21 protein-coding genes and 1 pseudogene are annotated in these 21,723 nt (G+C 62.2%); 5 read left to right on the top strand and 17 right to left on the bottom strand.

The window, feature by feature from the left end:
* Positions 1-87: 87 nt before the first annotated feature.
* From H9658_RS17535 to H9658_RS17525, 3 genes are all read right to left on the bottom strand, one after another.
* Entirely contained in the window at positions 88-483 is a 396-nt protein-coding gene (locus H9658_RS17535; RefSeq protein WP_191826342.1) for a VOC family protein, read from the bottom strand.
* Complete coding sequence (locus tag H9658_RS17530) at positions 480-917, bottom strand: hypothetical protein (protein WP_191826444.1); 438 nt, start codon at positions 915-917, stop codon at positions 480-482. The genes H9658_RS17535 and H9658_RS17530 overlap by 4 nt, the downstream gene beginning before the upstream one ends.
* A 65-nt stretch (positions 918-982) precedes the next feature.
* Positions 983-1,495, bottom strand: coding sequence for a hypothetical protein (locus H9658_RS17525; protein WP_191826341.1), 513 nt, complete (start codon positions 1,493-1,495; stop codon positions 983-985).
* Between the two features lie 402 nt (positions 1,496-1,897).
* Here H9658_RS17525 and H9658_RS17520 point away from each other — a divergent pair, with 402 nt between their 5' ends.
* Positions 1,898-2,581, top strand: a complete 684-nt coding sequence (locus H9658_RS17520; protein WP_191826340.1) for a hypothetical protein — start codon at positions 1,898-1,900, stop codon at positions 2,579-2,581.
* A 43-nt stretch (positions 2,582-2,624) separates the two neighbouring features.
* Here H9658_RS17520 and H9658_RS17515 read toward each other — a convergent pair whose 3' ends face one another.
* The 3 genes from H9658_RS17515 to H9658_RS17505 all read right to left on the bottom strand — a co-directional run bounded on the left by H9658_RS17515 (position 2,625) and on the right by H9658_RS17505 (position 3,791).
* Positions 2,625-2,969: a hypothetical protein gene (locus H9658_RS17515; RefSeq protein WP_191826339.1), complete on the bottom strand. Its 345-nt coding sequence runs from the start codon at positions 2,967-2,969 to the stop codon at positions 2,625-2,627.
* Positions 2,970-3,015: 46 nt separating this feature from the next.
* Positions 3,016-3,429, bottom strand: a complete 414-nt coding sequence (locus tag H9658_RS17510; protein ID WP_191826338.1) for a DUF4431 domain-containing protein — start codon at positions 3,427-3,429, stop codon at positions 3,016-3,018.
* A gap of 116 nt (positions 3,430-3,545) precedes the next feature.
* Positions 3,546-3,791 carry a hypothetical protein gene (locus H9658_RS17505; protein ID WP_191826337.1) on the bottom strand — a complete coding sequence of 82 codons (246 nt, stop codon included), beginning with the start codon at positions 3,789-3,791 and terminating at the stop codon, positions 3,546-3,548.
* Between the two features lie 86 nt (positions 3,792-3,877).
* Between H9658_RS17505 and H9658_RS17500 the strand changes: the two genes are divergently transcribed.
* From H9658_RS17500 to H9658_RS17490, 3 genes are all read left to right on the top strand, one after another.
* The gene (locus H9658_RS17500; protein ID WP_318241415.1) at positions 3,878-4,375 is read left to right on the top strand and encodes a Dabb family protein; all 498 of its coding nucleotides are present in this window, start codon (positions 3,878-3,880) and stop codon (positions 4,373-4,375) included.
* A 261-nt stretch (positions 4,376-4,636) separates the two neighbouring features.
* Positions 4,637-5,563: a hypothetical protein gene (locus H9658_RS17495; RefSeq protein WP_191826336.1), complete on the top strand. Its 927-nt coding sequence runs from the start codon at positions 4,637-4,639 to the stop codon at positions 5,561-5,563.
* A gap of 8 nt (positions 5,564-5,571) precedes the next feature.
* Positions 5,572-5,997 carry a hypothetical protein gene (locus H9658_RS17490; protein ID WP_191826335.1) on the top strand — a complete coding sequence of 142 codons (426 nt, stop codon included), beginning with the start codon at positions 5,572-5,574 and terminating at the stop codon, positions 5,995-5,997.
* 181 nt (positions 5,998-6,178) lie between these two features.
* On the opposite strand, the gene H9658_RS17485 is transcribed toward H9658_RS17490, so the two are convergent.
* The 11 genes and pseudogenes from H9658_RS17485 to H9658_RS17440 all read right to left on the bottom strand — a co-directional run bounded on the left by H9658_RS17485 (position 6,179) and on the right by H9658_RS17440 (position 19,947).
* Positions 6,179-6,427, bottom strand: a complete 249-nt coding sequence (locus H9658_RS17485) for a SymE family type I addiction module toxin (protein ID WP_318241414.1) — start codon at positions 6,425-6,427, stop codon at positions 6,179-6,181.
* A gap of 907 nt (positions 6,428-7,334) precedes the next feature.
* Positions 7,335-7,625, bottom strand: coding sequence for a hypothetical protein (locus H9658_RS17480; protein ID WP_191826333.1), 291 nt, complete (start codon positions 7,623-7,625; stop codon positions 7,335-7,337).
* A 16-nt stretch (positions 7,626-7,641) separates the two neighbouring features.
* Entirely contained in the window at positions 7,642-8,112 is a 471-nt protein-coding gene (locus H9658_RS17475) for a DUF4262 domain-containing protein (protein WP_191826332.1), read from the bottom strand.
* A gap of 229 nt (positions 8,113-8,341) precedes the next feature.
* Complete coding sequence (locus tag H9658_RS17470) at positions 8,342-8,815, bottom strand: hypothetical protein (RefSeq protein WP_191826331.1); 474 nt, start codon at positions 8,813-8,815, stop codon at positions 8,342-8,344.
* Between the two features lie 134 nt (positions 8,816-8,949).
* A complete protein-coding gene (locus H9658_RS17465; RefSeq protein WP_191826330.1) occupies positions 8,950-9,300 on the bottom strand; it encodes a SymE family type I addiction module toxin in 351 nt (116 codons plus the stop codon).
* A gap of 407 nt (positions 9,301-9,707) precedes the next feature.
* Positions 9,708-9,806, bottom strand: a pseudogene (locus tag H9658_RS23250) (excalibur calcium-binding domain-containing protein); the annotation flags it as partial.
* 96 nt (positions 9,807-9,902) lie between these two features.
* On the bottom strand, positions 9,903-10,034 hold the full coding sequence (locus tag H9658_RS23335) for a YHYH domain-containing protein (protein ID WP_225210074.1): 132 nt from the start codon (positions 10,032-10,034) through the stop codon (positions 9,903-9,905).
* A gap of 205 nt (positions 10,035-10,239) precedes the next feature.
* Positions 10,240-10,725 carry a hypothetical protein gene (locus tag H9658_RS17455; RefSeq protein WP_191826329.1) on the bottom strand — a complete coding sequence of 162 codons (486 nt, stop codon included), beginning with the start codon at positions 10,723-10,725 and terminating at the stop codon, positions 10,240-10,242.
* Between the two features lie 189 nt (positions 10,726-10,914).
* The gene (locus H9658_RS17450; protein WP_191826328.1) at positions 10,915-12,480 is read right to left on the bottom strand and encodes an HNH endonuclease family protein; all 1,566 of its coding nucleotides are present in this window, start codon (positions 12,478-12,480) and stop codon (positions 10,915-10,917) included.
* A 567-nt stretch (positions 12,481-13,047) separates the two neighbouring features.
* Positions 13,048-16,860: a LamG-like jellyroll fold domain-containing protein gene (locus H9658_RS17445; RefSeq protein ID WP_191826327.1), complete on the bottom strand. Its 3,813-nt coding sequence runs from the start codon at positions 16,858-16,860 to the stop codon at positions 13,048-13,050.
* Positions 16,861-17,175: 315 nt separating this feature from the next.
* A complete protein-coding gene (locus tag H9658_RS17440) occupies positions 17,176-19,947 on the bottom strand; it encodes a TonB-dependent receptor (protein ID WP_191826326.1) in 2,772 nt (923 codons plus the stop codon).
* Between the two features lie 299 nt (positions 19,948-20,246).
* Here H9658_RS17440 and H9658_RS17435 point away from each other — a divergent pair, with 299 nt between their 5' ends.
* Positions 20,247-21,269, top strand: a complete 1,023-nt coding sequence (locus H9658_RS17435; RefSeq protein WP_191826325.1) for a sugar kinase — start codon at positions 20,247-20,249, stop codon at positions 21,267-21,269.
* Positions 21,270-21,723: the final 454 nt, after the last annotated feature.

The following is a 21,723-nucleotide window of genomic DNA, read 5'->3' as shown; positions in this document are numbered from 1 at the left end:
CGGCGGAATCTCAAGACAGCTTGGAACGAATGCGTTGCCATAGAGCGCCACGGCCGCAGCGCGAACCGGCGCGGGCGTGACGAAGCGTCAGGTCGCGCGGGCGCGAACCTGCACGACATTGCCTTCCGGATCATGCCCATCCAAATGCAGTTGATCGCGCCAGCGCCACGCGGAGGCGAGCGGCTTGAAGGCACCGCCGCAGGACTCGGCCGCGGACCGGGCATGCTCCAGGCTCTCCACCAGGAACGAGCATTTGATTGGCGTCCCCGCTCTCACGTGGAGCGGCCCAGGTGAGGAAGCAGGTGCCCTGTCGCCCGCCATGCGGACCACGGCGATTTCGTAGTGGGCATTCCCCACCACCACGAAAGCGTCGTCCTGCTCCACAAGGTCGAGCGAAAGCGTCTTCCTGTAGAACTCGGCGACCCGCTCGATGTTCCGGGCGTAGATCACGCTGAGGGCATGGACGGGATGGGAGGTGCTCATGCAATCGGCTCCGGTTCGAAGGCTTGGTTGGGCAGCTCCTGGCCGCACCATGGACAGAATCGCGCAAACGCATAGTGCTCGTTGATCGACCAGCACGCATCCTCACCCCTGAACAGTCCGAACGCGAATCGGACCTCGGCGTCGGGATGCGTCGCAGCGGCGAGCATGTGGATGCAGCAGTACTTGCTCAGCCGTTCGCGATGCGTCACACGCTCGGGAAACTGGGCGTCCAGCCAGCTGGCGCTCCACCGCTGGCACGCTGCGCACTCCTCGATATGCGTCATTGCCTCGTACGTCGTCCGGTCGGGGAAATGCGCTTCTTCGACGGCGATCATCCCTTCCAGCGTCAGCTTGAGCGCGGCGTCTCCGTCGATGCGGTCGCGCATGCTGGCCATCATCTGTCGGGCGGCAAGGCAGGTCTCGTCGGTCGTCATGTGCTGTTCGTTCGCTGCGATGCGTGAGATCGACCGAGCCGCAAGCGGCCTAGGTCGGCAGGGCGTCAGGCAACATCCAGCGCTGCCTGCAGCCGCGAAAGCTTGTGGAGGTATTCGTCCGTGTACGCCCAATCGGGCTGGAGCCTGGCCCAGACCGCTTGGCGCTTGAGCGCGCGTGCCGCGTAAGGCTTGGCCGAGGCATCGATCGTGCCCTCATCGGCGAGCTGGCCGAATGCCGTCGCCAGCACCGAGACGTCCGTGGTGAAGATGTACTGCTGATCGTCGAAATCGGGATCTTCGATCTGCTCGCGCACCGTGGACTCGTTGAAGATGGCGTCAGAATACTCGGACACCTCCATCTCTCCAACCGACTCGATCGTCCAGACGATGCAGTCCTCGAGCGGTTCACCTGGATGGTGCTTGCGCCATTCGCGGTACTCGTGAAGGGCGGTGTCTCCTTCGTCGGATCCGAAAGGGGCGAGCTCGTCCGTGCAATCCCAGAAGAATTCATCCGGAATGATCTGGAGCGCGCGGGGATGGCCGTGTTCCTTGTCGATACCGCCGAGATCTTCTTCCATGACGTTTCCTGATGCCTGTGTGCGGATTGAATTTGCGGGATTGTAGGGGGCTTCGGTCGCCGAGTGGGAGCGGCCGCTCAGGGTTCTCGACGGGCTTGCGGCAGTCAGGTCGGCGTGCCACTGGAACGCCTCAGCGCGGGCGAGGTGCCGCTGACGTCAACTGTCTCTCTCCTTGCCGGCAGGCGCTGGGGAGCGGGCGTGCTGCAATCGGTGGCTCGCTCGCCTCGCTCGCGGATGGCCACGCCTTCGACCGCGAAGTCGCACGTGACCCCCTGCGTGACCGCATGACCCCTCCCGAGTTGCAGTGAATCTGCAATGGATGACGCCGGATCGCCTCAGGTCGCTTGCGCCAGGTCACCGCCATTGGGCCACACTATCGCCCCCACACCTGGAGTGATCGAGATGCGCAGAGCCTGGCTGCTTACCCTGTTGGCGATACCGGCGATGGCGCATGCCGCGCCGGACGATGCCGATGCGGCCACCTGCCGCAATGGCCTGTTCACCAACAGCCCGGCCGGGTTCGCGCTCGCCAAGGTCGCGGTACCGCGGTTATACCTGCTCGACGACAGCGACGGTTGCCCGGGCAAGGGCGAGGCCGCCTGCCGGCAGCGCGCCTACGTGGTCAAGGGCGATGTGGTGGTGCTGGCGCAGCGGCGCGACGGGTTTGCCTGCGCGTTCTATCCCAACAAGGTCGGCGGCAGTGCCGGCTGGGTCGCACAGGCCAGCGTGCAGCCGTTGCCGAGCATGGCCCAGCCGACGCCGCAGGCCTGGAACGGCCGCTGGCACGATGGCGACAATGAGCTGCAGTTGACCGCCAATGGCGACGGCAGCGTCACCGTCAACGGCGATGCCTACTGGCCCAGCGCCAACCCGGATCCGGAGCAGGTACCGGGCGGCCCGCACATAGGCGCCGTCACCGCGCGCGGCTACCCGGAAGGCAATCGGGTGGAGGTCAGCGAGGACGAGTGCAAGGTGCGCCTGCAGCTGCTCGGCGACCTGCTGGTAGTCGCGGACAACCTGCAGTGTGGCGGCGCGAATGTCAGCTTCGGCGGGGTGTATCGGCGGGAGGCGGCGGCGCGGCGTTGAGTTCGCAACATGGAAGCAGGATTTCGAACCTGGTGCCGCTGTGTCAGGCAAGGCCACGTGCGATTAGCGAGCCTATGATGCCGCCTGCAAATGCCAGGATTCCTCCACCCCATAGTCCCAACAGGCCCTTATACCTGTATGCAAGAATGGCGCGCTTGGCATCGACCATCGCTGCGCTGTCATCGGGGCCGATGAAGCGATCGGGGGAAGACCAGAGGTCAAGCTTCTGTTTATTGGTCAAATCCGCGTCATTCCACTTGCGTTCGGCGAATGCGATAGTGGACATGCGCGATGCGAGCTTTAGCCCTTTCACCCATGTCCGCGCGACAATGACGAGGCCTGGCGCAGCGCCAAACAATGAGTAGATCGTTGCGTCCGGGAAGCTCATGCGTGGTCTAGCACCTGAGGTGTGCCTCACCGCGAAACCGGCTCGGCTATGGCGAATTGGTGGCACCTGTCTTGCCTCCTGCCGGTGTAAACATCAGCGGCGTGTGGTGGTGCCCGGTTTCAGCCCGCCACAGTTCGCCCGGCAGCGTGATGCGCTTGCCGAGCCGAGGCCGGAATAGCTTGTACTGCCCCGGCTCCAAGAACAATTGCAGGCGGTTGGCCGAGATTGCGCTTTGATCTGAATCGAGCACGCATACCGGCGCCGGCAGTCGCAGGACGAAATAGGTTTCGGGTGCGTCGCCGCTCTGGGTGCTCTCGTAGTTGGGCGGGCCTGCAAACGTGACGCGCTCAAGTACGCCTGTGAGCCGAACCACCGATGGCTGACCGGGCAGGCACTGGGCGTTCGCAGCAGTGGAGGCCGCGAGGAGCAAAGCAAACAGACAAGTGAAATGTCGAAGCATGAATGTGCGCGCTTAGTAACTTGGCCGCAGTGGCAGGCCAGGATACCAAGCCGCCAACGTCCGCTTGCTGCGTTGCTTCTGATCTGGACCCTGCTATCGGCGCTTCCGGCCGCCGTTCAGTAGCACTTCGCCGTTCCGTCCAGGAAGAACTGCACGTCATGCGCCTGGCACCAGGCCTCCAGCTCGGCCTTGAACACCGGCCGTAGCGCTTGCGCCCACGCAGGCGCGCTCTGCGCCCAGGCGTGCTCGGTGGGCGCGAACACGGTCGGCACGCCCATCGTGAAGTCCAGCACGAACGCGCCACCCGGGCCGGTGCAGACCAGTTCTTCTTTCCAGCGCGGTTGGAATTGGAAGGTGCTCATGGGCGATTGATTGGGGCAATCCTCGACCAGCCGTGGGCCGTCAAGGATAGACGCAGAAAAGCGGGGTCAGGCTGACTTCCTTTCAAGTGAACCTGACCACGTTCTTGTCGTCCTATACTCGCAGGCCCGCAGACTATGAACTGAAGGGCCTGATCATGACCGATCGCACACGCCGAGATCTCATCGTTGCCGCCACCGCTTTGGCTGCCGGCGTGGTTGCCACCGGCTCCCGCGCGGCCACGGCCACGACCGCCGACAAGGCATCGTTCCCGCCGATCGTGCATCACGTGTTCTTTTGGTTGAAGAATCCGGATTCCAAAGAGGATCTAGCCAAGCTGCTCGCCGGTTTGCGAACGTTGGCCGGCATCGACACCGTGCGCGGCATCCACATCGGCGTGCCGGCGGAGACCGAGCAGCGTGGCGTCGTCGATGGCAGCTACAGCGCCTCGGAACTCCTGTTCTTCGACGATGTCGCCGGACAGAACGCCTATCAGGTCCATCCCATTCACAAGCAGTTCGTCGCCGATTGCGAGCACCTGTGGCAGCGCGTGGTCGTGTATGACGTCAAGCCAGCCGCGCCGTAGCGCGTTTGCAGCTAGAAGTGCACTGTGACCCCATCCTTTGTTGACTTCCCAAGTGAGCCTGACCCTGAGGTCCAACGCCTGCTAGCAAGGTGTTGTAACTCACTCCACTAGCAGGTGTGAGATCTCCTGGGGCGGCCCGCGTTTGGAGCTAACGCGTGCAAGGCCGACCGCAATTGCCCGTAGATCGCAGCCATGCTAGGTTCCATCGGCTGCACTTAGGAAAGTGGAGACCTTCGTACGCAAGTAACCATGGAGAGTGGCATGAAGAATTGGAAGTCTATTGCCCTGGTTTCAATCACGCTGTTGGGAATAAGTTGCACAGCGCTAGCTTCGGACCTGGTGAGTATCTGCACCACGTGCACCACACCCGCCTCGTTCCAGAATGCCGCCAAAGCAGAAATCGGCCGCGTCGGAGGCACGTATGATGTCCTGGTGATCAATCCCGATACCAAGGCTACGGCGCTCTTCTCGATCTTGTTCAACCCGAACGCGGGTGGCGGCCCACAGGCACAGACAGAACCGAAGATCGCTGCCTCAGGCAAGGCAATCTCGCTCTCCAACCAGGCATATACAGGCGTCACCGCACGTCAGGCCGAGGCCGAAGCAATCGCGGCGGCCGGTCCAGGAGACAAGTGGCAGGTCGATCAGTGGGACGCAAGTGCTCAAGAAGCGGCGGAAGTCGGCGCCATCATCGATCTGACGAAGACCGATCAGGTGATCGTGATGCCCAGTAATGACTATTACGGTTCTTTCGTTGGACGCAACGCCGAAGCCACATCGCTGGAGATTTTCAAGGCATTGACCGAGAAGAATCCCGCATGGGCTGGAAGAAGCCTCAAAGCTGCATTCCGCCAGCTACTCTCGAATAAGATGAAGCAGTTCTTTGGCAAAGACCCGCGTGTGTGCGCGGTGTTCAACAACGGCGACACGGCATGCTTCGAGATCAATTTTGCCGCACCAAGCGCGGATAAGTTTATCGCCGGCACGGCACGGGCGGTGGACGGCAGCCCCCTACCCGATGCGGGTTCAGGCAGTGCCGGAGGCGGTGGCGACCCGATGGTGGTGGATTGGAACCCACCAAACGTCGCTTATGGTGCCCGTGGTTCCACCGGTCGTGCCGGGGAGGTCTGGCTGTTCTGTGCCACCTCCGCTGGTGTGCTGCTCAAATGTTGGCTCCAAGTCTTGTGAGGAAATTTATGAAAGTCTCGACAATTGCTTTAGTCTTGGTAGCAAGTGCCGTAAGTGCGATCGTCGGCGGCGTGGTGGGCGGTAGTTATGCGCTTTCCCGTACCGAAGCGTCTGCCGCCGCATGGCACTGGTTGGATGCATCGGCCATGCTCGCCAATGCCAACGGATCGCCGAAGAACGCAGAGCAGCAGCGGGATTCGCTCAACGCGAACTTCGTGGCGCAAACCCGCTTGTTGGCAAGCACCTTGGGTGAGGTGAAAGACGATGCTCTGCACGCCCGCGTAATCGAGCGGGCCAAGTCGCTCTCTGCCCATCCCGATGCGATTGCCGAAACATCGCTGACCTTGGAGCAACGGAAAGAAGCGTTGACGGCGCTCTCCTGCCTTGCCGGCGCCGCCGATGGGGAGTCCCTGCAGCGGTGTGCAAAGGGCTGACTCGATTGCAAGCAAAGAAGGAGCGAAGAATCGCTCCTTCTTTGCTTAGCTACATCGCGAAACGCAGGTAGCTTCTGCGCACGCAAGAAGACCGACTGCGCTTATCGGTCACCTCGCCATGGCCCCGACTGTCAGCATTAACTGACCACATACCCATTGCGCCCGATGCACGGCAGTCGGTTCAGTCCTTGGTGACCAGACTCACCACGAGTTCGCCGTCGCGCACGCGCACGTGCAGCTTCTTGCCGATGGCGAAGCCCAGTTCCTCCATCCAGCGGCCGGCCAGGCGCAACGCGGGCATGCGCTTGCCGTTGGCGGCATGGCCGCAACCGACGGTGCAGTGCTGCGGTGGGCGCGTACGGCGCGGGGCGCGTTGCTGGCGGGCGAGATCGGCAGCGTCGGCCGCGGCGATCTGCTCGGGCGTCAGCATGGGAATGAGCTCGGAATCGACGATGGTCCAGTTCGGGCAGCAGTTGGCCTTGCGCGTGACACGCTTGCGCGCAGGGGCGGGACGGGATGACGGTGGATGCATGGCGAAGCCCTCCTTGACGGCCAGAAACCCGCCGCCGACCGGCGACGGGATGTCGGGAGGTTAGAAACCGCTAACAGACGGCGGGCGTATTTCCCCGAAGGGTGTTGTATTAGCCGCCCTCCCGACGCAGGCATCGCGTCGGTTGTACCTGAGGATCAGGCACAAAAAACCCACCGGTTTGTCGGAGGTGGGTACCGCTGTTAGAGGAGTTTCTACGCTCCTTGAGTTGGAGATTGCTACTGGCTGGGCGGGATGTCAAGTAGAAAACGGAGCGACTAAAGAATCTGGGTCAAAGTGCACTTTCTAGGGCGACCGGTACAGAGAAATTGCACTCTGACCCATGGTTTCCCGCCTATTCGTATTCCCACGGGCCGGCCTCAAAAATGGCCCTTCCTCCAGAGAACTCACGAATCCACGTATGTCTAAACTCCTCCCCGAAGCACCGAACCTCAAAGTGGCACTGAGGTGCTATGGCTGCTAAAGCTTCAAGTAGGCGTAGCAGGTACTCCGAATGGACACCGCAAACACTCTCTCCTGCGTTGAAAGATTCCCTTAGATCAGAGAGCAGGTCGTGATGTATGCCATCACGATCCAAAATGGCTAGGACTCGATCACCGACGTCATCAATATGAAGGGGCTCATCCCCGAGGTTAGCAGTTTGCAAGATTGTATGAAAACTCATTAAATTTCTCCCGCGGGTCTAACGTTTAAAAAATTTTTACTCTGACCCCGGTTGTTCAAAAATCGCTGGAGCAGAGGTGAAAGTGAACCTTTCGCCGTTAGCCGCATCTGTAGTGTAAGCGTCTTAGAATTCGACCACGGTTGACGGACCGTCAAAGCCGTCCGACAACTGCTCAGCAAGAAGGACGGCATCAGCGAGAGTCTCGCCTTGGCCATGAGAGGCGGTAAGCATGAAATAGGGGTTCGAGCCGTCGCCAGTGCACAGATCATCAATCGCTTCCTCAATCCGGGTGGCATCTACACCAATAACACCGACGTACTTAACTCCCTCTCGAATCCAGTCGGCAACCAACGGCTCGAGACCGGTTCGATAGCCGTGTAGCGAGTGCAAAACGATCTTGCGGGGAGCGACCATTGGGTAATCTCCCTGTTCAGCTCGCGGCCTGTCCAAGCACCGGCTGGGCTGCACGAAACTCCAAGCTGGCCTGGGGATGCCAAGGAAATTCACCGGACTTGGAGGGCCAAACGATCTGGTAAAGCGGAAAATCATTCCCCTGGTAGTACCAGCTGGCAAAACCCACGTGTTCGTAGTACTCCGACAAGGGAACCTCAGCAAAGCAGCAGGAGTAGTGGTTGATAAGGGCATCCGTTGGCCGTGACAGGTCGAGCGGTGCTCCAACTCGTGCCGCATCAGCGACGATCGAGAGGATCTGGTGCGACACGCCCGAGGACAAGCCAACGATTATCAACTCTGGGTGCCCGTACGTTTCGTACAGGCCGACGGTAAAGGAGTACGCGACGTGTTCGTCCTCCGCCATGATGTGGACGCAGTGCCACCCATACTCGGCAACGTCGTCAATGAGCTTTTGCTCGCTTTCGTCTTCACCAACAGTACGAACCATGCGCGACCCCCAAGCACTCCAGGACCGCGTAGGCGCGGCTAGCATCATCTTCGCCTAGTCATTGATTACCGTCAATTTTTAACGAAAGTGTAAAACCCGGGATCAGGTCGACTTGATTAATTGAACACGACCCCGTTCTTAGGGAACCTTGGTCGGAACGGAGGTCGGAGTGCACCTTCTAGAGCGCCGGTCACAGGGAAAGTACCCGCTGACTCTATCTACTCAATGATTAGATTTCTAATTCAAGCAACCCAGCTGCTTGTTGGAAATCGCCCTGCCAAACCAGCACCGCCGCTTGCATGGCTTTGGCCAGATCTTCGTCAGAAGCAGACGGAAGTGAAGCCGCCGCTATGCCGCCGAGAACCGCCAAGGCTTGGGTGAAGCTTTCCCGGATCGTGGCGGGAGCAGCAATGGGGTTGGCATTGTCGGCGATGGCGATCGAGGCGGGCAGCAAATAGAAGCTGAGGGTCGCCTTGTTTGGTGCCTCGGACAGCGTAGAGACGATCCTAGGAACGGCCGCGATAGAAGCCGAATAGATATCGCCTTGGTGATACAAGGCACTCCAAAGCGAGAACCAAGGCTCTGACTGCCAGTCCGGCTCAGCGGGAAAGCGCTCAATCTTCCGGAGCAGGGCTGGCAGGTCACTGGCATCACCATAGGCGTGCTGCAATAGATTCCAGTCAACGGATTGCGATGCGGCCATGTGCGATTGCCTAACGATGATTTGGCCACCCTAAGACAGCATGGGATGATCCTCCTTGAGTCATTGACGGCCGTCAATCATCCCCGGGCTCTGAGGGCGTCCGTTCTTGTCATCACAGAGGCGTGGCGGCCTGTTCAGTCCTTGCCGGCCGCGCGCAGTATCAGTTCGCCGTCGCATACGCGCACGTGCACCTTCCCGCCGATGGCGAAGCCCAGTTCCTCCATCCAGCGGCCGGCCAGGCGCAAAACGGGCATGCGCTTGCCGTTGGCGGAATGGCCGCAGCCGACGGTGCACTGCTGCGGTGGGCGCCTGCGGCGCGGGGCGCGTTGCTGGCGGGCGAGATCGGCGGCGTCGGCCGCGGCGATCTCTTCGGGCGTCAGCATGGGTATGAGCTCGGAATCGACGATGGTCCAGTTCGGGCAGCAGGTTGCCTTCCGCGTAGCACGCTTGCGCGCAGGGGCGGGACAGGATGACGGTGAATGCATGGCGAAGCCCTCCTTGACGGCCAGAAACCCGCCGCCGACCGGCGGCGGGATGTCGGGAGGTTAGAAACCGCTAGTAGACGGCGGGCGTATTTCCCCGAAGGGTGTTGTATTAGCCGCCCTCCCGACGTAGGCATCGCGTCGGTTGCGCCTGAGGATCAGGCAAAAAAAACCCACCGGTTTGTCGGAGGTGGGTACCGCTACTAGAGGAGTTTCTACGCTCCTTGGGGAATAGATTGCTACCGGTTGTTTCGAATGTCAACTGATAGACCTGGCGAAATTGCAGGATTGAAAGTGAACTTGATCCTGCTGTCGCAGACCACTTTCCGCCTCATACCAGACATGCAATCAAGCCACACAGCGAAGCGACATCAAGCTTGGACGGGTTGTTATGCTCAAGCCTTTGGATATCACTCGCACCCAATACCATCGTTATCGCGGTCCAGCTCGGGAGCGTACCCAGGATCGCCACGGCGAACCGGTGCGGCGCCCGCGGCCCGAGCTTCGGCGCAGTTGGCAAACGGCCGAGAGCTACCGCTAGTCCGGGCCGGAGCGGAGAAGCTCTGCCGAGGAACGGTGGAGGTGCGAGCGCCAGAAGCAGCGCCCTAGTGGCAATGGTAATCGCCGGTCTTTCGGTTGTTGTGGCAACCTTCGGCGTTCAGACCGCCCGGATGTGCAAGTGCCAATGCAGGAACAAGCAGGGTGATTAGGGCCGCGAAGACGAAGATTACGTGCATGTTGTCCGCCATCTTGGAGGATTGGGGTCAGAAGATTTATTTCCCCCGGCCCCGTTGTTGCGGGGTCAGAGTGCACTTCTAGGGTCCCGGATATGGGCAAAATTACACTCTGACCCCGTTTTTCGACCCCGTTTTTCCCCAAGGCCTAACGCCTGAATTAAGCCGTGCCGCGAAGCGGCGTCGGCTTGAATAAATTGTTAGGCCCCTAACCTCGCGACCCGAATTTCCGCGCGTTGCGAAATGGATTTTTTGTAACTTCCCATTCTTCTTTCAATAAGTGGCGGGCTTTGAGTGTCGTATCGTCAGCTAGCCTTCTCCAGTTCGGATACTGTGAGTCTGGAGACAGCTTTGCTGGATCGAGTAGGTCTCTTAAGGCTAAGAGCAGAGAGTTTGCCTCCAAATCATCGGGCTTGAACCTCAACTCGATGCGCCGCAACACATGAAATGCATCGTACTTGATGCGATCAAGCGCCGGCGCCAGCGTTATCTTTTCCTCGCTGTTACTCTCGGCATTGAAAGTTAGATATAGGTCAATCCATTCGTGGGATTTGCTTATGAATTCAGAAATATCAGCCCTGAGCCCATCGATCCACGCTTGACGAAACTCCGAAATCTTGACACTTCGAGCGATGAGTGCTGCAACTAGGGCAGCGCCTACGGCACCTAAAGCTATCCAAATTGTTGGAGTCATCTCGAAACTCTCATAGGGGCCTAACACCTGGGAGAACCGGGGTCGAGAACCGGGGTCAGAGTTGACTTTCTTAGAAGTGCACTCTGACCCCGGTTTCCGAGGCCAGAGGGCACTTCTAAGAAAGTCCCCTCTGATCCGCGTTTTTCATTGACCGTCCTGCTTACAAAAAATAGTTAAAGATTCACCTAGTCATGCTTTGAAGCCTGTATTGCAATAGGGATGTGCGAGCTGTCCATTTAATGCTGTCGCCGCACCACCATCACGGCGCCTTGTCTTGTGGTCAGTTGTAATCGAATTGACGTGGAGATACCCCCCACATATACCGCATCTTGGAACCGCATCTAGCGCTGAACGAATGAATACTTCACTCTTTGTATTTGAAGTGAACTTTGCCCCGGAGCGCCCGTTCGTGGCTCTAAGGGAGGCCGGTCGCGTGGTGTTTAGGTATAAAAAATCCGCTTCTTTTCTAATCGACGAAAGCGTTAACTTATCTGCATTTCCTGCAAGCATTCCCTCCATGACAAGCTGAAAGAACTTGGCGATGAACGGGTAGCTTGTATCGGCAGTCCTTAACTTTCGGTTTATTTGCTGAGTCACATAGTCATACGAAAGCATGAAAGATTCGAACTTTTTCCTTACCCTGGTGAAATCATCTAATTTTTTCCTTTTGATTATTTCACCAATAAACTTGACTATCCCCAAGAAGGCAGAACTCTTAAAACGACCCTCTTGTGAATAAAAATAGACAGCGGGATGCAATCCCAAGGAACCCGGAACATTTCCGTTAATTACATTTACCAAGTCCCGAACCCGCTTCAATACGGCGATTGTGTCATCACCAGTATTATCATCAGTGTCAAATATTGATTTTCCACCATCCGTGGATATAACTATGGAAATCATATCAACAATGAGCGGCAGAGTTTGGGCCGAATTCACTTTGCCTGCAATAGGTAGATCCAAAGTCTTAATTGGATTAGTTAGAGGCGGGAGAAAAAGAGCCTTATGTACCTCAGTTGCTATCGCCTTAATTTGCTTTTGTCGGGTTTGTGAGAATTTCGACCAATATTTGTGCCCGAAGCCACTGCGAATTACAGCCCGAGCCGCAACGCTTGTTGGTCTACGGCGCTCCCGTAGCAATTTCAGCTCGGTTTTGTCGATCGGCGCCGCCTGCTGGTTTATTTTAAAGAACGAATCTTCCGCCTTGGATATATCGCCTTCCACCCATTGCAATTGGATTGCGAGGGACCCTAAGTTTCGCGCACGATTGGCGATACCCTTTGAAGAGCCATGCCCGCCTTCAAGAGCAGCTCTATGTGCTGCGTACGAGCCAATTTCGCGATTAACCTGAGCGCGGGTCGCTTCAGCCACTTGCTTCTGCTCTGCTGGCAAACTACCTTCGTAGAAGGCCTGAGATGATATGCCGTCGCCGTAATCATCATTAACCCATGCTGCAATTGCACTCAATCGATGACTACCGTCAATTATGAAAATATAACCTCCTTGACTTCGCCAGAGGATTATTGCTGGAATTAGTTCATCGCTAATAAAGCTTTTTATCAGTTCGACTACCCTATCGGGTTCCCATTCGTTTGTTTCGCGCTGGAAATCTGGCTTTCTTAAGGTTTGAAAGAAGAAAGAATCGCTTTTTATGTCCTCAACGGACATTGTGCCCTTCTTGAGTCCCGAGTTAACTTGCTCGTCAATTTCGAAGTCTTCGCGCCTGATTAGGGCATCAAGGTTAACCTTAGCCATCGAATTCTATACCTTGTTGTTTCGGTAAAACCAGATTCAGAGTGCACTTCCCAGGATGTCGGGCTCAGATAAAATGCACCTCCACCTAATTTCTCAACCCAGTTGCTCTTTGCACCATTAAACTCGTAACTTACAGAAACTAAAAATTATGCCAGCGGTATTGATCGCCCTTATGCGGAGAGCCGTGACCTGACGTGTAGGGACCGCCGTGGCTGGATGTGTGATGTGCGCCGGACGCGCGTACCCTGGCATCCGCAGATGTGGCGGCCAAGCACATAGCGAGCGCGGCCATCGCCGCAATGATCGAAACTCTAGTGAACATCGATTCCCCCTGAGAAATGTCGAGTTCTAGCTTTCCTGACGCGTACTGAGGGTGCGCCGCACACCGCAAGCACGCGCAACCGTTCAATGAAGTTGATGGGAGTCCCTTCTCCCAGATAGACGATTCTGTTGTAGCACGACGCAATGCGGCGCGTGGAGACAAATGTAAATTCTGTCCCGGAACCGATTTCCTTGCGGCGGCGCCCTCAATTATCGGAGGGAGCGCCGCTGGTTAAGCCCTGCTTATCAGGGCAACGCCACCGCGTTATTGCACTGCGTCACCTCGTCCACCTCACCCTCGCTGACGACCCGCAACCGGCCTCCCTTGGTATTGGTGCCCGCCGGCAACGCCAATCGCACGCTCGCGATCCTCGGCTCCAAATCCCGCGGCGCCTCCAAAGCAGGAAAAGCCGACCGCGCCAATTCCCTGCCACGCGCATCCTCCAGCACCACGAACCCCGCCGGCGCATCCGCATGGCCGAGGCTGTGCACAGTGACCTCGATGGCATCCGCACTCACCCGCACATCGCCACGCCCAATCCCCAGATCCGGCCGCTGCTCGACCGGCACCGCGGCAGGCGCGATCAGTTCGAATTCCATCACCACCGTCTTGCCGGCCGGGAATTCCACGTCCACCGCCCCGCTCTTCTCGAACGCGAATTCGCGCGCGGCGGGCTTGCCATCGATTTGCCCATCGCCATCGCGATCGAGGCCCGAGTGCATGCGCCATTGCCCGACGGCGACATTCCACCCAGTCATCTGCGCCCGCTGCAGCTTGCCGCCGGTGTTGTAGCCGATGACGGTGAAGCGGTCCTGGCGCGGTTTGGGCAATAGTAGAGCCACCTGCACGGCGCCTTCAGGGTCGGCGAAGCGCCAGCTGACGGTGTGGCCGGGGTAGGTCTGGTTGCGCTTGAGGGCCACGCCGCCCAGGCGGGCGCGCTGCAGGTTCACGGTGGGCGATTCGACGCGGTCGCTCCACCAGTGGCCTTCGGTGTTCATGTAGTAGCTCTGCAGTTTGTCGCGGGTCTCGGCGCGGTACAGGGCGTCCAGCCAGGCGGTGTCGCCGCTGGCTTCCCAGGCGGCGTGGTGGGCGAAGTCGGGGACGGCATCGGGTTTGGCGGCGGCCTTGGCCAGGTCGGCGCCCCAGCTGTCTCGCTTGCCGAGCACGTCGAGGAAATTCTCGTTGAGCAGCGACAGGCCCGCCGGGCCGGCGTTGGCGACGCGGTAGTCGATGGGCTTCAGGTAGCGCGCCTCGCCGGTCCAGCGCCAGGCGGCCCAGAAGGTGTGCAGAGTGTCGGCGCCGCCGCTGCCTTCGAACAGTTCGCCGCCGCGGGTCTTGCCGGTCTTCCAGTTGATCTCGTTGGGCAGCGCCCATTGGCCCTTGGCGTTGGTGTACGCGTGGGCGAGGTAGCCGTCGGCCAGGCCGGTGACGATGCGGCGGCTGTTGGGGTCGGCGTTGTAGCCGCCGAGCAGCATGGCCGGGTGCAGCACCGGGAACGAGTAGGGTTTCTGCCACTGCCAGTTCGGCTCGCGGTAGACCTTGCGCCCGCCGAACCAGTTGCTGGCGAACAGCAGGTGGCCTTGCGGGTTGACCTGGATGATGGTGTCGAAGGCCTTCACCGTGCGCATCAGGCGCTCCACCGTCAGCGGGTCGCCCCAGTTGAGGTAGAGCATGGCGCTGTTGATGTTGATGCCTTCCTCGTAGGCATGCAGTTCGTCGGTCTCGATGGTGGACAGGCCGTCGGTGAACATGCCGTTGCGGTAGTTGGCGTCGGACAGCGCGGTGAGCGAGGCGTTGAGCTTGTCCGGGTCCACGCCCATCAGGGCGACGCCGGGCCATTGCTGGGTGAGGTCGGAATCGTCGGAGATGCCGCCGCCGAAATCGCCGTAGGCCACCTGGCGCTGGTCGATCCACCAGTTGATGTAGCGGCGCGTGGCCTTGAGGTCTTCCAGCTGCCAGAACGCCCAGGCCGGCACGCCCTTGGGCGGGACGGGGAGGTCCACCGGCAGTGCGCCCTGGTTGCCGTAGCTGATGTCGTTCCAGTATTCGCGGCCGAGCGCGTTGTCCGGGTCCACGCGCAGCAGGTCGCCGATGTCCGCATCGAGGCGCGCGTACAGCAACTGGCGCTTGGAGGTGGTGTGTTCCTCGACCAGGAAGCCCCAGTTGTCCTTGACCTGGTTGAAGCGGTCGGCGATGTGTTCGGCCTTGGCCTGGTCGCGCGGCTTGAACAGCAGGCGGATCTGCGCGCCGTCCAGCGCGCGCGCGTCGAAGCCGGGTGCGGCGGAGGCGATGCTGAGCATCAGGCTGTCGTTGCCAAGGATGCGGTCGCGCAGGTCCAGCCACAGCGTGCGCGCCTTGCCGGGCTTGACCGACACCGACACGTCGAGCATGTCGCGCGCCGGCCAGATCGGGTCCTTGATGCGGAGGTTGAGCGGGATCAGGCCGTCGTGGGTGGCGGGCAGATCCAGCGCCGGCAGGTCGATGGCGACGCCGTCCAGGCCGTCGTGCATGTTCTCCCAGCCGTAGGACCAGCTGCGCATCAGCGGTTGGTCCGGCGGGGCGTCGCCGAGGCTGGAGGGGATCAACACGTGCACGATGGGCAGCGACGGCGCGGCGGATTTTTCGTCGCTGCGCTTGCGCGTGGGCGCCTTGCTCGGCAGCGCGACCACGGTGCTGCGTTCGGCCGGCGGATAGCGGCCGGCGATGTAGCTGCGCAATGTGGCGAGGTTGGCGTAGTCGGGCGCGATGTCGCTGCGCACGGTGTAGCTGAGCGTGGCGCTGGGATCGGACGGCGGCGCGCCGGCGCTGACGTCGTAGGCCCAGATTTCCTGGATCGGGGTTTCCTGCGCGGTGTTGGCGAAGCGCAGGTGGCCGCCGCGGCGGCGCTCGAACTGGTCGACGCTGCGCACGATGCCTCGGCTGCGCTGGAACAGCGGCGCGGGTGTTTCATCAGCTGCGGCGTAGCTGGCCTGGCCGTAGGCGGCGCCGCGCAGTTCGATGCGGTTGAACGGTTCGTCCGGTAGCGCCAGGTCCAGCGCCTTGCCGCCTTCGACGTAGACGTTCCAGTCGGGCAGCTGGAAGTAGTCGTCGCGGCCGGGCAGGCGCGAGCGGTTGTAGACGCCGGGCCAGGTGGTCTCGGCGATGCCGTCGGTGGCCTTCCACATCCACTGCTTGAGATCCTTGGCGTCGGCGAATTCCACCTTGCGGATGCGGGTGGACGGTGCGTCCAGCGCGGGTGGGGCGTGGCCGTGGTCCCAGCCGTAGCGGTGCAGCCAGGCGTTGCGCGCGGCGTCGGCGCGCGGCGGTTCGGCAGCGCGCGGTTCCTGCTGGCGCGCCAGGGCCGCGGCGCCGGCCGCGTCGAGCATGCGGTCGTAGACGCGGATCTCGTCGAAATCGCTGCCGCGCAGGAAGTTGTAGCGGCTCTGCACCTGGTGCGGCGCCATCACCCGCCCGGCCAGGCCAAGCTGGTCGAGGGCGGCATCGAAGTCGAGCGAGCCGCCGTCGGCGCAGGCCTGCGCGCAGTCGGCGCGCGCGGCTTCCTTGCCGTCCACGTACAGGCGCACGCCGCGGGTTTCGTCCCAGGCGAAGGCGAGGTGGGTCCAGGCGCTGGCGGATGGGTTGTTGTCGAGGGTGAACGACACGCGGGTGCGCGCCAGGTTGGCATCGGTGACGAAGGCGTCGAAGCCGTGGCCGTTCCAGTCGATGCGCAGCCAGGCCATGTCCCAGCTGCTGTGGTCGGCGTAGCCGACGCGGAAGATCACGAACGGGGCTTCGCCGACCGGATAGCGCGAGCGCCAGAAGAAGGAGAGGGTGCCGCGTTGGGTGTAGAGGTTGCCGGGCGCGTTCCAGGCGAGGACGCCGTCGTCGGCCCATTCGATGGCGTTGCCCTTTACGCCGGTGGGGACCAGCGCGACCTTGTCGCGGAAGTTGGGTTTGGCGTCGCCTTGGGCGATGTCGGCGTCGAAGCCTTTGTCGGCGGAGACGCGGAACAGGAGGTCGGGGGCGGTGGTGGTGGGTGCGGGGGCGGCGAAGGCCGGGAGTGCCAGGCAGGACAGCATGGCCAGGCAGTGGGCCAGGAGGCGGTTGCCGGTGGTGGGGGATGTTTGGCCTGTCCGTGCGGAGCAGCGCGCGTGCGGGGCGCGGTCGCGCGATGGTGGGTGCCTGTCGCGGCTGAAGCCGCTCCTACAGGGGAACATCGTTGCGGCAGCGCGCGTGGCGCTGCGGCGGATTTCGTCTTCCATATCGCTCCTTTGCGATCGCCGTGCGCGCGTGCCGCCGCATGGCGATCCTCCCTACCCCCGATCCGGCGAGTATGCAGGCAGCGGCGCGCTGCCGGTGCCGCGCACGAGGCGCGACACCGGCGGGCGCAGACTTCAGAACTTGTAACGCAGGCCGAGCAGGTACTGGCGGCCGGTCTCGCTGTACTGCAATGGCAGCTGCGAGGTCGAGCCGACCCATTCGTCGGACGGTTCGTTGGTCAGGTTGATGCCTTCCAGGCTCAGCTCCAGGTGGTCGTCGATCTTCCAGCTGATCGACGCATCCACCGTGTTGACCGCGGTCATGCCGTGCACGTCGAAGCCGGTTTCGGTGGCCGGCACCTGGGTCAAGTACTCGTCGCGGTGGGTGTAGGACACCCGCGCGCTCAGCTGCTCGCCCTGGTAGAACAGGGTGCCGTTGTACGAGTTCTTCGACAGGCCGGTCAGGTCGGTTTCCAGCGAGGCCGCACCGGTCGAGGTCAGGTACTGGATCTTCGAATCGACGTAGGTGTAGTTCAACTGCACGCCGAGGTTGCTCCACTTGCCCGGCAGGAACGCGAAGGGCTGCGTGTAATTCAACTCGACGCCCTTCAGGTCGCCACCGGGGGTGTTGAGCGGCACGCTGAACACGAAGTCGTCGTTGACGCTGGCACCGGTGCCGTCGAGCAGACTGGCCGGCAGGCCGCTGGCCGAATACGGCTGGGTCACGCGGGTGGTCTGCACGAAGCTCTCGATGTCCTTGTAGAACACCGCCGCGCCCAGCATCGCGCCGTCCTGGAAGTACCACTCGAAGCCCAGGTCGGCGGTCTTGGCGCGGATCGGTTCCAGATCCGGATTGCCGCCGCTGACGGTGCGCGCGCCGCCGGACACATTGACGGTGACGCCCGGGGTCAGGCTGCCCAGGCCCGGACGCGACATCACCTTGGCCGCACCGAAGCGCACCAGGAAGTCCGGCGAGAGTTCGGCGACCAGGTTCAGCGACGGCAGCGTGTCGTTGTACTCGCGGTTGACCGTGGTCTGCACCACTCCGGTACCGACCGTGGCGTAGCCGGTGGATTCCTGCTTGGTCTTGACGTAGCGCACGCCGAGGTTGCCGTTGACCGGGATCGAGCCGATGTCGAAGCCGAACTGGCCCATCAACCAGGCGCCACGGTCCTTCTCTTCGACGCTGCGCGTGTTCACCGCGCGCTCGGCCAGGGCGAAGGTGCCGGTGCCGCTGTAGATGTCCAGCGCATTGGCCACCGCATCGAGGTCCGGCACCACCCAGCTGCCCGGGCTGCCGCTGACGCCGCCGAGATTGGCCAGCTCGGTCATGTTGACCGGCACGATGCGGGTGCCGCCGGCGAAGGTGGGGACCGACACTTCCGAGGCGCGACGCAGTTCCTTGGTATTGAACGTGTAGTCCTTGGCCAGCACGCCGCCGCGCAGGCTGAAGCCCGGGCCCAGGGTCCACTCGAAGTTCAGGCTGCCGGTGTCGAAGGTGTTTTCCACGTACTGCGGACGCAGGCGGATTTCCGCCAGGGTCCAGCCGCTGCCGTCGGTGGGATCGACGCCGTAGTTGAAGACCGGCGAACGGCTGTTGCCGCGGTAGTCGTACGAATAACCATCGACGTTGAGCTTGTCCATGATGATCGTGGTCTGGATCGGGTTCTCGTGCTTGGAGCTGGAGGTGCCGATCTGGCCGTCGATCTTGAACGAATCGCTGAACTTGTGCTCGCCGTTGAGGGTGAGCTGCTTGAACACGGTATTCCACTCGTCGTAGCGCTGCTCGGAGCGGATGTCGACGTCGTCGAACTCGCCGTACAGCAAGGCGCCGGTGTTCGGATCGATGTAGCCGTTCTTGACGATGGTCTGCGGCTTGCCGCCCTGCGAGGCGCCACGGCTGAAGGAGATCGCCTCGATGTACTTCTCGGTGCGCTTGGCGTCGATCTTGGAGTACAGGCCGTCCAGCGAGAACTCGGTGTTCTTGCTCGGCTTCCACTGCAGCGAGCCGGTCACGCCGGTGCGCTTCTGCTCGTGCTCCATCAGCGTGTAGCGCGGGAAACGCGGGTGGAACACGTCGGCGCTGCGCGCGGCGGCGAACGGCGAGGCGGCGCTGAAGTTGCCGTTGCTCGGGCCGTTGGCCCAGCGCCCGCTGTTGCTGCCTTCTTCCAGGATCTGCCGCTCCGAGTACGCCACCGACAGCAATGCGCCGAAGGTACCGTCGGCCCAGGTGTTGGCGATCAGCCCGGCCACGCGCGGGTCGGCCTTGTTGGACATGTCGTTGTAGCCGGCCTGGCCGTTGAGGGCCAGGGTGAAACCGTCGTAATCGAACGGGCGCGCGGTCTTCAGGTCCACGGTGGCGCCGAGCGAGCCTTCCTCGACGTCGGCCGAGGCGGTCTTGCGCACCACCAGCTGGGTGAACAGGTCCGAGGCGAACACGTTGAAGTCGAAGCCGCGGCTGCGGTTGGAGCCGCCGGACTGGTCGGAGCCGCCGACCGTGGTCAGCGCTTCCATGCCGTTGACCCGCACGCGGGTGAAGTCCGGGCCCAGGCCGCGCACCGAGATGCTGCGGCCTTCGCCGGCATCGCGGGTGATGACCACGCCGGGGATGCGCTGCAGCGATTCGGCCAGGTTGAGGTCGGGGAAGTCGGCGATGTCCTCGGCCACGATGGCGTCGACCATGCCGGTCTCGCCGCGCTTGAGGTCCAGCGCCTTTTCCACGCTGGCGCGGTAGCCGGTGACGGTGACCGTGTCGAGCTGGGTGGCCGGCTCGGAGGAGCCGGCGGCGGGCGCAGGATCCTGCGCGGGCACGTCCTGCGCCTGAACCACGCCGGCCTGCAGAGCCAGGCCGATCGAGAATGCGAGCAAGGTAACCGGTGTCTTCCGGCGTTCGGTACGAGATTGCATGTCCTCCCCTCCCAAGGGTTACATGAACTGCGTGATATTTCGGGCTGTTGCCGCGGATGACACCGCTGGTCAAAACCGACGTTAACAGTTGCGAAACATTGCGGCATCTTGCAGCGCAACAGAAAATCCGGCGAATTTGCAGGCTTTCGGCACAAAGCCTTGCCTGGCTTGGCGCGGCCGCTGCGACCGCTCCGCGCAGGTCGCTGCAAAAAATGACACCGATAGCCAATGGGCTTGGCCGGGGCCGCCGTTCCCGGCATGCTGGGCCCCCTCTTCGACCGATCAGGATCTTCCCTGCCATGACCGCCTCCCGCATCGTCTGCTTCGGCGAACTGTTGCTGCGCCTCGGCGCCCCCGGCCACGAACGCCTGCTGCAATCGCCGCGACTGGACGTGCATGTCGGCGGCGCCGAGGCCAACGTCGGCGTGTCGCTGGCGCATTTCGGCCACGACGTGGCGATGGTCAGCGTGCTGCCGGACAACCCGTTGGGCGAAGCGGCCGCCGGCGAATTGCGCCGGCACGGCGTGGACACCCGCGGCGTGCGCTTCGTGCCCGGGCGCATGGGCCTGTATTTCCTGACCACCGGCGCCGGGCATCGCCCCAGCGAAGTCACCTACGACCGCGCCGGCTCGGCCTTCGCGCAGGCAGAAGCGGACGCCTACGACTGGCCGGCGCTGCTGCAGGGTGCGGACTGGCTGCACCTGTCCGGGGTGACCCCGGCGCTGGGCGAACGCGGCGCGGCCGCGGCGCTGGCGGCGGCGCGCAGCGCGCGCGCGCTCGGCGTGCGCGTGTCGTTCGACGGCAACTACCGGCCCAAGCTGTGGGAGGCCTGGAACGGCGACGCGCCGGGCATCCTGCGCCAGCTGCTGGCGCAGGCCGACGTGCTGTTCGCCGACTACCGCGACCTGGGCGTGGTGCTCGGCCACCAGTATCCGCAGGACAGCGCGCAGGCGCGGGTGGAAGCCGGCGCGCGCGACGCCTTCGCTGCGTTCCCGCAGCTGCAGGCGATGGCCTGCACCCAGCGCGTGGCGCACAGCGTGGACCACCACAGCCTGGGCGCGATGCTGCTGCGCCGCGACGGCCGCGTGGCGCAGGCGCCGAGCGAGGAGCTGACCGGCATCGTCGACCGCATCGGCGGCGGCGATGCGTTCGCCGCGGGCGTGCTGCACGGCCTGAGCCAGGGCTGGGACGACACCGCCACGATCCGCTTCGGCCTGGCCGCCGGCTGCCTGAAGCACTCGGTGCCGGGCGATTTCCATCCGCTGGGCGAAGCCGATGTGCAGGCTTGCGTGGGGACGTCGCGGTTCGATGTGAAGCGGTGAAAAGCCGGGATTGGGGAGTTGGGATTGGGGATTCGTAAGAGCGTTGGCTGCGGCGTTTTTGCGTGTGGGTTGGCGTTGTTGGCCATTCGTTTTTCTGTCGCGGCTGAAGCCGCTCCTACAGGGGCAGCGCGCGCGGTTCTTTTGTAGGAGCGGCTTCAGCCGCGACAGGAAAATGAGGCGGTCGCGATGCCAGGCCCCCATGGGAATCGCGACATCGACGCCACCACGAATCCCGAATCCCCCATCCCCAATCCCGGCCTTTGCAGAAGCGGCTTCACCCGCGCGCTGCGACACGCTTCAGCCGCCGGGCGGCGTCCATTGAGGCGTGGTGCGGACCTTCCTGCAATGCTCGGCACCGCGGCGGCCCTGGTTTCCCGCGTCGCGACTGAAGGGCACCTCGAACAACCGGTCAGATCATCGCGATGGCCTCTCAGCATCCGGCGCCCCAGTCTGA

It is taken from the genome of Xanthomonas bonasiae (assembly GCF_014836395.1).
GTDB classification, from domain to species: Bacteria; Pseudomonadota; Gammaproteobacteria; order Xanthomonadales; family Xanthomonadaceae; genus Xanthomonas_A; species Xanthomonas_A bonasiae.
The sequence above is the reverse complement of the archived record's forward strand: the minus strand, read 5'-3'. Positions and strand labels throughout refer to the sequence as shown.

Coding starts and splice junctions, on each gene's coding strand:
- H9658_RS17535 (WP_191826342.1), bottom strand. CDS start 483: ATGAGCACCTCCCATCCCGTCCATGCCCTCAGCGTGATCTACGCCCGG.
- H9658_RS17530 (WP_191826444.1), bottom strand. CDS start 917: ATGACGACCGACGAGACCTGCCTTGCCGCCCGACAGATGATGGCCAGC.
- H9658_RS17525 (WP_191826341.1), bottom strand. CDS start 1,495: ATGGAAGAAGATCTCGGCGGTATCGACAAGGAACACGGCCATCCCCGC.
- H9658_RS17520 (WP_191826340.1), top strand. CDS start 1,898: ATGCGCAGAGCCTGGCTGCTTACCCTGTTGGCGATACCGGCGATGGCG.
- H9658_RS17515 (WP_191826339.1), bottom strand. CDS start 2,969: ATGAGCTTCCCGGACGCAACGATCTACTCATTGTTTGGCGCTGCGCCA.
- H9658_RS17510 (WP_191826338.1), bottom strand. CDS start 3,429: ATGCTTCGACATTTCACTTGTCTGTTTGCTTTGCTCCTCGCGGCCTCC.
- H9658_RS17505 (WP_191826337.1), bottom strand. CDS start 3,791: ATGAGCACCTTCCAATTCCAACCGCGCTGGAAAGAAGAACTGGTCTGC.
- H9658_RS17495 (WP_191826336.1), top strand. CDS start 4,637: ATGAAGAATTGGAAGTCTATTGCCCTGGTTTCAATCACGCTGTTGGGA.
- H9658_RS17490 (WP_191826335.1), top strand. CDS start 5,572: ATGAAAGTCTCGACAATTGCTTTAGTCTTGGTAGCAAGTGCCGTAAGT.
- H9658_RS17485 (WP_318241414.1), bottom strand. CDS start 6,427: ATGCTGACGCCCGAGCAGATCGCCGCGGCCGACGCTGCCGATCTCGCC.
- H9658_RS17480 (WP_191826333.1), bottom strand. CDS start 7,625: ATGGTCGCTCCCCGCAAGATCGTTTTGCACTCGCTACACGGCTATCGA.
- H9658_RS17475 (WP_191826332.1), bottom strand. CDS start 8,112: ATGGTTCGTACTGTTGGTGAAGACGAAAGCGAGCAAAAGCTCATTGAC.
- H9658_RS17470 (WP_191826331.1), bottom strand. CDS start 8,815: ATGGCCGCATCGCAATCCGTTGACTGGAATCTATTGCAGCACGCCTAT.
- H9658_RS17465 (WP_191826330.1), bottom strand. CDS start 9,300: ATGCATTCACCGTCATCCTGTCCCGCCCCTGCGCGCAAGCGTGCTACG.
- H9658_RS23335 (WP_225210074.1), bottom strand. CDS start 10,034: ATGCACGTAATCTTCGTCTTCGCGGCCCTAATCACCCTGCTTGTTCCT.
- H9658_RS17455 (WP_191826329.1), bottom strand. CDS start 10,725: ATGACTCCAACAATTTGGATAGCTTTAGGTGCCGTAGGCGCTGCCCTA.
- H9658_RS17450 (WP_191826328.1), bottom strand. CDS start 12,480: ATGGCTAAGGTTAACCTTGATGCCCTAATCAGGCGCGAAGACTTCGAA.
- H9658_RS17445 (WP_191826327.1), bottom strand. CDS start 16,860: ATGCTGTCCTGCCTGGCACTCCCGGCCTTCGCCGCCCCCGCACCCACC.
- H9658_RS17440 (WP_191826326.1), bottom strand. CDS start 19,947: ATGCAATCTCGTACCGAACGCCGGAAGACACCGGTTACCTTGCTCGCA.
- H9658_RS17435 (WP_191826325.1), top strand. CDS start 20,247: ATGACCGCCTCCCGCATCGTCTGCTTCGGCGAACTGTTGCTGCGCCTC.